At 44.6% G+C, this 11,559-nt stretch carries 10 protein-coding genes and 1 pseudogene; 10 read left to right on the top strand and 1 reads right to left on the bottom strand.

Annotated features, from left to right (window positions below):
• A pseudogene (locus tag G636_RS19045) lies at nucleotides 1-189 on the bottom strand (hypothetical protein); the annotation flags it as partial.
• A gap of 466 nt (nucleotides 190-655) precedes the next feature.
• Here G636_RS19045 and mraZ point away from each other — a divergent pair.
• The 10 genes from mraZ to nrdR all read left to right on the top strand — a co-directional run bounded on the left by mraZ (nucleotide 656) and on the right by nrdR (nucleotide 11,425).
• Nucleotides 656-1,090 (top strand): division/cell wall cluster transcriptional repressor MraZ, encoded by a 435-nt coding sequence (mraZ, locus tag G636_RS0116115; RefSeq protein WP_026508895.1) that lies wholly within the window; start codon nucleotides 656-658, stop codon nucleotides 1,088-1,090.
• Between the two features lie 20 nt (nucleotides 1,091-1,110).
• A complete protein-coding gene (rsmH, locus tag G636_RS0116120; RefSeq protein ID WP_026508896.1) occupies nucleotides 1,111-2,058 on the top strand; it encodes a 16S rRNA (cytosine(1402)-N(4))-methyltransferase RsmH in 948 nt (315 codons plus the stop codon).
• Nucleotides 2,055-2,516: a hypothetical protein gene (locus G636_RS0116125; protein WP_026508897.1), complete on the top strand. Its 462-nt coding sequence runs from the start codon at nucleotides 2,055-2,057 to the stop codon at nucleotides 2,514-2,516. Before rsmH ends, G636_RS0116125 begins: the two co-directional genes overlap by 4 nt.
• A 100-nt stretch (nucleotides 2,517-2,616) precedes the next feature.
• Nucleotides 2,617-4,950, top strand: a complete 2,334-nt coding sequence (locus tag G636_RS19050; protein ID WP_035779951.1) for a penicillin-binding transpeptidase domain-containing protein — start codon at nucleotides 2,617-2,619, stop codon at nucleotides 4,948-4,950.
• On the top strand, nucleotides 4,943-5,911 hold the full coding sequence (mraY, locus tag G636_RS0116135; RefSeq protein WP_026508898.1) for a phospho-N-acetylmuramoyl-pentapeptide-transferase: 969 nt from the start codon (nucleotides 4,943-4,945) through the stop codon (nucleotides 5,909-5,911). Before G636_RS19050 ends, mraY begins: the two co-directional genes overlap by 8 nt.
• Before the next feature lie 16 nt (nucleotides 5,912-5,927).
• Nucleotides 5,928-7,292, top strand: a complete 1,365-nt coding sequence (gene murD, locus G636_RS0116140; protein WP_026508899.1) for a UDP-N-acetylmuramoyl-L-alanine--D-glutamate ligase — start codon at nucleotides 5,928-5,930, stop codon at nucleotides 7,290-7,292.
• 45 nt (nucleotides 7,293-7,337) lie between these two features.
• Nucleotides 7,338-8,507, top strand: a complete 1,170-nt coding sequence (locus tag G636_RS0116145) for an FtsW/RodA/SpoVE family cell cycle protein (RefSeq protein WP_026508900.1) — start codon at nucleotides 7,338-7,340, stop codon at nucleotides 8,505-8,507.
• Between the two features lie 2 nt (nucleotides 8,508-8,509).
• On the top strand, nucleotides 8,510-9,415 hold the full coding sequence (locus tag G636_RS0116150; protein ID WP_026508901.1) for a cell division protein FtsQ/DivIB: 906 nt from the start codon (nucleotides 8,510-8,512) through the stop codon (nucleotides 9,413-9,415).
• Nucleotides 9,416-9,594: 179 nt separating this feature from the next.
• Nucleotides 9,595-10,878, top strand: coding sequence for a cell division protein FtsZ (ftsZ, locus tag G636_RS0116155; RefSeq protein ID WP_026508902.1), 1,284 nt, complete (start codon nucleotides 9,595-9,597; stop codon nucleotides 10,876-10,878).
• Nucleotides 10,879-10,960: 82 nt separating this feature from the next.
• The gene (gene nrdR, locus G636_RS0116160; RefSeq protein WP_026508903.1) at nucleotides 10,961-11,425 is read left to right on the top strand and encodes a transcriptional regulator NrdR; all 465 of its coding nucleotides are present in this window, start codon (nucleotides 10,961-10,963) and stop codon (nucleotides 11,423-11,425) included.
• Nucleotides 11,426-11,559: the final 134 nt, after the last annotated feature.

Here is an 11,559-nt window from a genome sequence, read left to right on the forward strand (position 1 = left end):
TTTTTCCTGTGCAGCTTCAGTTTTTCTGTGTCTCCCATCTGTCGGAATCATCTCACCCGTCTCAGGATCTATCTTTCCGATAAGAGTACGCTTGGCCCGGCTCTGCTGTTTTTCTTTGTCCCAGTATGCCTTGGATTCGTAGACATAGGTTATTCCTGTTCGTTTATCAAGTTGTTTTATTATTCCCATGGGGGTGCTCCTTTCTGTAACATCGTTACGTTTATATTATATATCATAACGATGTAAAATGCAATAGAAAAACCCAAAAAAGTTAGATTTTTTCTGGGTTTTCTCAAATTTTCATATGTATTTTTATCGTTAGGTTAGAATGTCAAGTTAGGGTCTGAACAGTAACGATTCTTCTGCAGAATTTTTAAAAAAATAATTATTGTATTTACATTTGCTTTGTATTTGCAAATCTTGTATTTGCTTTAGGGCTTACTACAAGATAATGTATGAAAAGCGCTTTGGAGGCTTGCCAAAGCGCTTTTTTCATGTGCTTAAATGGCTTTTAGACACTTGCAGATGGAGGAAAATGGGTATAAAATCAAATCAGGTGGTGAAAAGTGGTGATTTGTGGTGGAAAATGGTAAATCACCCACTAGGGCAAGGAAGGCCTGGATTTTGCCAGAGCGCGCGAGGTATGTGAAAACAAATGTTAACGGGTGAATACAGTCATTCAATTGATGCTAAGGGAAGACTGATCATCCCATCCAGGATCCGGGAGGAGCTCGGCGATGAATTTGCCGTGACCAAGGGACTGGACGGGTGTCTTCTGCTGTATCCCGAAGACAGCTGGGAGGACTTCGCGGGCCGGCTTCAGGCACTTCCTGCAGCCACAAACGCTGCAGCCAGAAAGGTTCAGAGATTCTTTCTGGGAAGTGCTCTTACAACAGAGTTTGATAAGCAGGGCAGGATTCTCTTGCCAGCCAAGCTACTGGAATTTGCAGGACTATCCAAGGAAGCAGTGATTGTAGGAATGGGTAATCATGCTGAGATATGGGATCCTGTGAAATATGAAGAGTTTAACAGTGATGATGATATAGACAGCATTGCTGAGAATATGGGTGACCTGGGACTCAGGTTTTGATCTTGTCACGGAGGAATCAAATGGAATTCGCACATGTATCTGTTTTGTTAAATGAATGCATTGATAATCTTAATATCAAAGCAGATGGTATCTATGCGGATTTTACTCTGGGAGGCGGCGGTCATTCCTATCAGATAGCTTCAAGACTTACAGAGGGTGGACATCTATACGGAGTAGATCAGGATGCAGATGCAATAGCTGCTGCCAGCAAGAGACTTGAGGACTTTAAGGACAGAGTCACTATCATCAGAGACAATTACGAGAATGCAGTCCGTAGGCTAAGGGAGCTGGGCGTTACAGGGGTAGACGGTATACTCATTGATCTGGGTGTATCTTCATGGCAGCTTGATGATGCCGCAAGGGGCTTTTCTTATAATAATGACGCTCCTCTTGATATGAGGATGGATCAGAGACAGGAGCTCACAGCCAGAGAGATTGTTAACGAATGGCCCTTGGAGGAGCTCTATCACATAATCAGAGATTACGGCGAAGATGGTTTCGCCAGAAATATAGCAAAGCACATTTGCATGGAAAGGGAGAAAAAGCCCATAGAGACCACACTAGAGCTGGACAGGATAGTACATGAGGCTATACCGGCCAAGATGAGGACCAGAGGCGGCAATCCCAGTAAGAGAACATTTCAGGCTATAAGGATAGCCTGCAACAGAGAACTTGATGTACTCAGTGATTCCCTGGATGGGATGATAGATTTTCTAAATCCCGGAGGAAGGCTCTGCATCATCACCTTCCATTCATTGGAAGACAGGATAGTAAAGAGCGGATTCAAAAGAAATGAGAATCCTTGTACATGCCCTCCGGAATTTCCGGTGTGTGTGTGCGGCAAGATATCAAAGGGCAAAGTACTGAGCAGGAAACCAATACTTCCATCCAGGGAAGAACTTGAAGCCAATTCAAGATCTGCCAGTGCCAAGCTCAGAGTATTTGAGAAGACAGGAGGATCATCATGAACGTAAGAACATATGATCGCTATGGCAATACAATTTTTGTAGAAGGTAATACATTAAGATCACAGCTTATGCCCGCTTTGGATGACAGAGAGGGTTTAAGAGTTGCGCACCCAAAAAGAGGCAGAAAGAGAAATGCTGTATCAGGCACATATCTTGCCTTTTTGTGTGTGATGCTCTTTGCTATGATAGCTGTTCTTACCTGGTATATTTCCCTTAGATCCGGGATTACAGAGAGCATTAATGAGATCGCTGTTCTTGAGAGCAGACTGAATGATTTGAAACAGTCCAATGATGAGGAGTATAATAAGGCGGTTAGCAGTATCGATCTTGACGAGATCAAGAATACCGCTATTTATGATTACGGCATGCAGTACGCAAGTGAAGACCAGATCATCAAGTACAGCGATGGCGGCGGAGAGGATTACGTTCGCCAAAACAGTGCTATACCCGGAAATTGAGACTGGGGCTTCTTTTATCGTATTTGAATAGTATGTGACTATTAATGCCGGCTGAAATATATAGCCGGCAAATTTTTTACTGATAAAAAAGAGGTAGGGGATGGAGAAAAGGAAAAAGGTTCAGAAATTTACGGCAAGGATGCGCAGAAAACTGGGAGTGCTCTTTGTGATCCTGCTAATGCTCTTTGGAGGACTGGGAGCAAGGCTTTTATCCATAATACTCAATAATGAAGAGGAATATCAAAAGCAGGTGCTGGCGCAGAGGGCTTATGATTCCATATCAATAGCCTACAGAAGAGGCTCCATAACAGACAGGAACGGAACGGTGCTGGCAGTCAGCGAAAAGGTCTATAATGTGATCCTGGATGTCCGCGTCCTTACTCAGACCAAGGAGGCAATAGAGCCTACTATAGCGGCTCTGGTACATCATTTTGACCTTGATCCTACTTTTATCAGAAATTACATCAAAGACAATCCTACATCGGCTTATTGTATCCTGGCCAGGGAGCTTAGCTATGATACAGTTGCGCCTTTTATGGCTCTCATGGAGATAGGCGGTGAGAATTATAATGAACTCATCAAGGGCGTCTGGTTTGAAGATTCCTATATCAGGAAGTATCCCAACGGCTCTATGGCCAGTGATCTGATCGGCTTTACTACAGGAGACGGCAGAGGCATGGGCGGCCTGGAGCAGTATTATGAGGAGGAGCTAAGAGGAACAGAAGGAAGAGAGTACGGATACCTGGATGACAATATGGATCTGGAGAGGACTACGATACCGGCTACTGATGGAAATAGTATCGTTACTACTATTGATGGTAATCTTCAGACTATAGTGGAGAAACAGCTATTGCAATTTAATGAACAGTATCGTGATGCCTTTCACGAAGGCAATGGCGCCGAAAATGTTGGCTGTATCATGATGGATGTCAATAACGGAGAGATACTGGCCATGGCTTCCTATCCGAATTTTGACCTGAATGATGTGTACGATACAGATGCTCTCATCGGCATGAGAATGGTGGATGAGGAAGGCAAGAAAACTGATCCTGATTCTGAACTGGGAGCATATATCAACGAAGCAAGTATTGAGAACATGAGCAAGAAACAGCTCATGGCTAATCTCAATTCTCTTTGGAAGAACTTCACCATAGCAACCTCCTATGAGCCCGGATCTGTAGCAAAGCCCTTTACAGTGGCTGCGGCTATTGACGGCGGGGCCATAACAGGCAATGAGTCTTATGAATGTAACGGTTCCCTTCATGTGGGTGACAGAGACATATCATGTCATAACAGATACGGTGACGGAACAGTGTCTGTAGCAAGGTCTATAGAGATATCTTGCAACGTTGCTTTGATGAAGGTGGGCCAGGCTATGGGTGCTGAGATGTTTGCCCACTATCAGCATGCTTTTGGCTTTGGCCTTAAGACCAATATAGATCTCTATGGAGAGACCAGGACTGCCAATCTGATATACAGTGCTGATAAGCTGGGTCCCACAGAGCTTGCGACCGGAACCTTCGGTCAGGGCTTTAATGTGACTATGATAGAGACAATAGCAGCCTTTTCTTCCCTTATAAACGGCGGATATTATTACCAGCCTCATGTAGTCAGCAAGATCCTGTCTCCCGGCGGAGCTACCATCAAGAATATCCAGCCTAGGGTGATCAGGCAGACAATCTCAGAATCCACTTCGGATAAGGTAAGAGAATATTGCAATCAGGTAGTATCAGGCTCTGAAGGCACAGGTAAGACCGCAAGGCCTGCAGGTTACATGATAGGTGGTAAGACAGGTACAGCTGAGACTATTCCCCGTGACAAGACCAATTATGTGGTTTCGTTCATGGGATATGCACCTGCTGATGATCCTCAGATCGCTATATACGTAGTAGTAGACAGGCCCAATACCCAGTATCAGGATGATGCCAAGTTTGCTACAAGGATAGTGAGGGGGATCCTGAGTGAAGCCCTTCCTTATCTGCATTTTCCTATGACAGAGGGCTTGTCTGAGACAGAGGAGCAGGAGCTTCTTGACAAGAAGGCCGAGGAGGAACGTATCGCTGCAGAAAGAAAGGCAGCAAAAGAAGAAGAGGAAGGAAATAATTCTGAAAATGGCATCCTGGATGGAAACGAGCTGCTGCAAAACGGTGAAGGTGGCCTGGATGGCAGTGTAGAAGGAATGGGATCTGAAGCTGTGGTCATAGATACAGATAATGCCAGTGACCAGGGAGCTGACTCCGATCCCCGGGAAGGCGAAGGAGAGGCTCCTGAGCCCGGGCAGGAGATCTGGAGAACTTTTGACGTAGATCCTGAAACAGGGTATTATATTGACCCGAACACAGGTAATCTTATAGACCCTGAAACGGGTAATGAAATAGGCGGAGCTTCTAGTCTGCCCGATACTGTAGCAGGAGAGGGAAATACAGATGACTAATGGATATTTGACCACAATATTTGCGCCCCTTGTGGCATCATGGCTACTGGCACTCATAGCGGGAAGATTTATCATCCCTGTTTTGAAGAAGATGGGAATAAAGGATATAGAAAGGGAAGAAGGCCTGGAATCACACAAGAAAAAGGCCGGTACGCCTCTTATGGGCGGTATCATATTTCTGCTTCCACTTCTTATTGTGTCTATTCCCTATCTGAAGAGAAGTAGTGAGATAGTATCAGTACTCATACTGACAGGCGGCTTTTATCTGGTGGGCGTAGCTGATGATTATATCAAAGTAGTGATGCACAGGAATCTGGGTCTTAGAGTATGGCAAAAGCTGCTCTTCCAGTTCCTCATCATGGCGCTTTATACAGTATATGTTGTGAATTTTACAGATATGGGATTTGAAATGCTGATCCCTTTTGCAGGAAGGACTCTTGATCTGGGTATCCTGAATATCCCTTTCCTTTTCCTGGTGGCACTGGCTACTACAAACGGGACTAATTTCACAGACGGAGTAGACGGCCTTTGCGCTTCTGTTACTGCTGTTTGTGCTGGATTTTTTGCAGCAGCGGCACTCCACTTGTCTTCAGGTGTGGCTCCCTGTGCGGCAGCCATGATAGGTGCACTTCTTGGTTATCTGTATTACAATGTGCATCCCGGTAAGGTATATATGGGTGATGGGGGTTCTCTGGCTATAGGAGGCTTTGTCACAGCAATGGCTTATGTGCTGCATCTTCAGCTCTTCATCCCTATTGTAGGTATAATATATGCTGTTGAAGTATTATCTGTAGTGATACAGGTTGGATATTTCAAGATAAGTGGTGGCAAAAGAGTATTCCGTATGGCTCCCATCCATCATCATTATGAGAAGGGTGGATGGTCTGAGACTCAGGTGGTAAATGCTTTTGCAACAGTGACAATTATAGCAGCACTCCTTGGTTTTTTAGCGCTGCTTTGATGAAAAGAGGTTAGAGATGGAACTGAAAGGTAAGAAAGTACTGGTAATAGGAAGCGGACTCTCCGGGATTGGCTCAGCCCATTTATTGTGTGAAAGCGGAGCACTCCCTGTAATACTGGATGAAAATGAAAAGGTGACCGTAGAGGCTGTAAAGTCCAAGCTTGATCCTGATGACAGAGATAAGGTAGAGATCATAATAGGTCAGCTTCCTAATGAGATCAAAAAAGAGATAGTCCTGGTAGTGCCAAGCCCTGCAGTATCAATGGAGACTCCTGTGATGGCAGCTTTGATAGGGGATGGCATACCTGTATGGAGCGAGATAGAGCTTGCGTATAATTTTGCCAAAGGCGAACTGATCGCGATAACAGGTACCAATGGCAAGACTACCACCACCAGCCTTATGGGAGAGATCATGAAGGCGGTAAACAGTGAAGTATATGTGGTGGGCAATATTGGCCATTCCTATGCTCTTGAAGCACTGTCCATGACTGACAAGGCTGTATCAGTGGCTGAGATCAGCTCTTTTCAGTTAGAAGCAGTTGATAATTTCCATGCACATATCTCGACTATCCTTAATATCACACCGGATCATCTCAACAGGCATCATACTATGGAAAACTATGCAGCCTGCAAAGAGAATATATGCAACAGACAGACCAAGGAAGACGTATGCGTTCTGAATTATGATAATCCCTACACCAGAGAATTTGCGGATAAGTGCCCCGGAAGGGTAGTATTCTTTTCCTCACAGGAACAGCTGTCTGATGGATGGTGGCTCAAGGGAGATACCATCATGCTGTCTGCAGGAGCGGTAGATACTCCTGTCATGGATATCCATGATATGAATCTGGTGGGTACCTGCAATGTGGAGAATGTCATGGCATCGCTGGCTATGGCCTGTGCTGCGGGAGTGCCCCTGTCTGTATCCCTTAGGGTGATCAGATCTTTTAAGGCTGTAGAGCACAGGATCGAATATTCCGGTACCAAAAACGGAGTGGATTATTATAATGATTCCAAGGGAACCAATCCTGATGCGGCTATACAGGGCATCAAGGCTATGAGTAAGCCTACCTATCTGATAGGCGGCGGTTATGACAAGGGCGGAGATTTTGATGAGTGGATCGAGGCTTTTGGAGACAAGGTAAAGGAGCTGGTTCTCATAGGTGAGACTGCGGATAAGATCGATGCATGTGCCAGAAAGCATGGCTTTACAGCTATCCATCATGAAGACAGCTTTATGGGAGCTCTTGAATACTGTTCCTCCAATGCTCAGCCCGGAGATGCGGTGCTATTATCACCTGCATGTGCCAGCTGGGATATGTTCCCCAGCTATGAAGTAAGAGGACGTCAGTTCAAGGAGTATGTAAACGGACTGAAATGATCAGTAAGTCCCGAGAATATTTTTTTGACTGGGGAGGAATTATTTATGGACGAAGCTGCAAAGCAGAGAGTCAAGGAAAGATTCAGAAAGAGATTTTATCCGGATTACGGACTATTTCTCATAGTCCTCTTTTTGCTGACCTTTGGACTGATCATGCTCTTGTCAGTCAGTTCCTATGAATCCAAGATCACTTTTGGTGATTCAAATACATATTTTTATAAGCAGCTAAAGGCAACTGCCATAGGCCTTGTCATGATGCTTATCACGACTTTTATTCCTTATGGTGTATATAAAAGATTTACCGGTATTGCTTATGTTTTTTCTGGATTAATATTGCTTTCGGTCAAGACGAGCTTTGCTTATTCTGCAAACGGTGCTACCAGGTGGGTCAGGGTGGCAGGAATATCCATACAGCCTGCAGAGATCAGTAAGACGCTTATGATAATTGCTCTGGCGGGATTTATCAGCGAGCTTGGCAAACGAGTATCTACCTTAAGAGGATTTGTTTTGACTCTTGTCATGTCCCTTATACCTGCCGCAGCTGTCTATGGTCTGACCAAAAACCTGAGCTCTGCTTTTATTATTGTCAGTATCTCTCTTATCATGCTCTTTGTTTCATGTCCTAATTATGCGAGATTTGTTGTTCTGGGGCTCATTGGCGCAGGCCTCGCATTTTTGGCTGTATTTAGGGCTGTAAATGCGCCTTCGCCCAGTGACCTTGGCTTTCGCTCCAACAGAATACTGGCCTGGCTTCATCCTGAGAATTATGCGGCAGGTAAGGGTATGCAGACCGTGCAGGCTCTTTATGCAATAGGCTCCGGAGGACTCTTTGGCAAGGGGCTGGGAGAGAGCATGCAAAAGCTGGGTTACCTTCCCGAAGCTCAGAATGATATGATCTTCTCTATAGTATGTGAGGAACTGGGACTCTTTGGTGCTGCGGCTATTATTGTCCTGTTCATAATGCTGATCTACAGACTCAGGTCCATAGCAGATGCTGCACCTGATATGTTTTCTGCCCTTTTGGTGGTAGGTGTTATGGGACATATTGCTGTGCAGGTAATACTGAATATAGCAGTTGTGACCAATACAATACCCAATACCGGAATTACCCTGCCCTTCTTTAGTAATGGCGGAAGTGCTGTCATCATGCAGCTCATAGAGATAGGAATAGCATCCGGCGTGGCATTCAGAACGCCTGTAAGCGAGGTCCACTAACTATGGCGGGTGTAAGAAGAGAGACAGATCAAAAAAAGAAACTTGCAAGGCGCAGGAAAAGGCAGCGAATGAGGAGGGGAGCGCTTGCTGCAAATGTTGTAAAGGCAGATGAGAGCCCTTCCATGCCAAGGAACAGGAGACCTCAGAGAAAAGCAAAAAAGAGCTTAAAGAGGCTCTTAAAAGATAATAAGTCTATTCTCTATATACTGGCCGGCCTTATAGTTATGTTGCTCCTGGCCTTTGGCGCACTCATGTATGTCAGGTCAGAGTACAAGGTCTACAATGTATATGTAGATGGAAACAGCTGGTATACCAATGAAGAGATAGGTGATATTGTGATGAGCGGGCCTTTTACTCACAATAGTCTCTTTTTGTCCATGAAATACAGGGGCAAGGCCATAGAGAATATCCCCTATGTGGAAAAGATCACAGTAGAAATAATTAATAATCATACAATCAGTATACATGTTTTTGAAAAGGCACTTGCCGGGTGTGTTAAGTACCTTGAACATTATATGTATTTTGACAGGGAAGGGATAATAGTGGAGACAGGTGATGACCTGCTCTACGGTGTACCTCTTGTCAGCGGCCTTAAATTTGACTCTGTGGTCATGTATGAGCCTTTGCCTGTGGGTAATGACAGCGTATTTGGACAGATACTGGATCTTACACAGCTTCTTAGCAAATACAAGCTGGATGCTGATAAGATCTCCTTTGACAGCTCATATAATGTGACTCTCTACTTTGGGGATGTTGAAGCTGTGATGGGAGAGGGCCTTGGGGTAGAAGAGAAGATAATACAGCTTCCTCACCTGCTTCCGGATCTTGAGGGCAAAAAAGGTATTCTTCATCTTGAAGATGTGGATGAGAATACGTCGACAATCAGATTTGAAGCTACAATAAATTAAAACGGTATAGGCAGAAAATGCGTGTTTCTGAAGGCTCATCTAATAATACATACACTGATAATGTATTTTTTTAAGCAAATCGGTTGATAAAAGCGGTGAAAAATCGTATGATATAATACATGTAAAGGTTAATTCAGTAGGAGGTTGGGCTCCTATGGAGATAAAAGGAGGAGGCTGTTTTGCTGGAAATCAAGTCGAATGAGGCTGAGTCTGCATGCAAGATCATCGTAGTGGGAGTCGGTGGAGCAGGCAATAATGCTGTGAATAGAATGGTGGACGAGAACGTGGCAGGCGTAGAGTTTATCGGTATGAACACTGATAAGCAGGCCCTGCAGATGTGCAAGGCACCCAAGCTCCTGCAGATAGGAGAGAAGCTTACCAAGGGTCTTGGCGCAGGTGCCAAGCCTGAGATTGGTGAGAAGGCAGCTGAGGAGAGCCTTGAAGATATAACTGCTTCCATTAAGGGCGCAGATATGGTATTCGTTACCTGCGGTATGGGAGGCGGAACAGGTACAGGTGCAGCTCCCATAGTTGCCAAGGCTGCCAAGGATATGGGCATCCTGACAGTCGGTATTGTTACAAAGCCCTTTTCTTTTGAAGCGCGCACTAGAATGCAGAATGCTCTGATGGGCATCGAGAATCTCAAGCAAAACGTAGATACACTTATTATCATACCTAATGACAGACTGCTCCAGATTGTGGATCGTCGTACTTCTATGCCTGATGCTCTCAAGAAGGCTGATGAAGTCCTTCAGCAGGCTGTATCAGGTATTACAGATCTGATCAATGTACCCGGACTTATCAATCTGGACTTTGCAGATGTCCAGACTGCTATGAAGGGCAAGGGTATCGCTCATATCGGTATTGGAACAGGTTCCGGAGACAATAAGGCATCTGATGCTGTTAAGCTGGCTGTTGAATCTCCTCTTCTTGATACTACAATTGCCGGAGCTACAGATGTTATTGTCAATATCTCCGGTGATATCGCACTTGCAGATGGTTCAGAAGCAGCTGAATATGTTCAGAACCTGGCAGGTGACAGAGCTAATATCATATTCGGTACTGTTTATGATTCATCCAAATCTGATACATGTACTGTAACAGTAATTGCTACAGGTATAGAGAGCCAGGGCGTTTCAGCTGCTGCTCCCAGACAGAGTATGAATCAGGCAAGACCTCAGGCTGCTATGCCTCAGGGCAATATGCCTCAGCGTCCTATGGGAGGCACAGGAATGCCTTTCACAAGACCTGCAGGAGTTGCTCCTCAGCTCAGGCCTTTTGTAAATCCTGCTAATCCTCAGCAGCCCCAGACTTTCCAGCAGACTGCCACATCAACAGTGACACCTTCTGACAGTCAGGGAATACAGGTTGAGTCTCAGTCTGCAAGGGCTTTTGACAGGCCGCTGAAGACTACAGTAGAGCAGAAAGCTCTGAAGATCCCGGATTTTCTTCAGAAGAAATGATATTGTGATCCTATAAAATCAGCGCTTCAGGTATTTTTCCTGGAGCGCTTTATCTTATTTTACAGATTGTGGGGGGAATGACATGAAGTGTCCTTATTGCGGAGAAGATAATACAAGAGTAATAGATTCAAGACCGGCAGATGATAATGCTTCTATCAGAAGAAGGCGTATCTGCGATTCCTGTGGCAAGCGTTTTACCACCTATGAAAAGGTAGAGACTATTCCACTTATCGTCATCAAGAAGGATAATAATCGAGAGCCCTATGACAGGTCCAAGATTGAGGCCGGAGTGCTCAGAGCCTGCCATAAGAGACCTGTTAGTGCTGAACAGATCACTAAGCTGGTTGACAGTGTAGAGGCAGAGATCTTCAATATGGAGAAAAAGGAGATTGACAGCAGAGAGATCGGAGAACTAGTCATGGACAAGATGAAGGACTTGGAGCCTGTGGCTTATGTGCGTTTTGCATCTGTCTACAGAGAGTTTAAGGATATCAATACCTTTATGGATGAACTACGTCAGGTGATGACTCCTAATAAAAAATCATAAAAAGATATCAAAAATAAAAATATAAAATACATTAATAGATTAAAATATGATGATTTCGGTGATAACCTCTGTGATATTATTCATTCAGGTTTTGAGGAAAGCAGTTTTCAACACGACGAAATCAGTTTTACAAA

This window comes from Butyrivibrio sp. MC2013 (genome assembly GCF_000424585.1).
Lineage (GTDB): Bacteria > Bacillota > Clostridia > Lachnospirales > Lachnospiraceae > Butyrivibrio.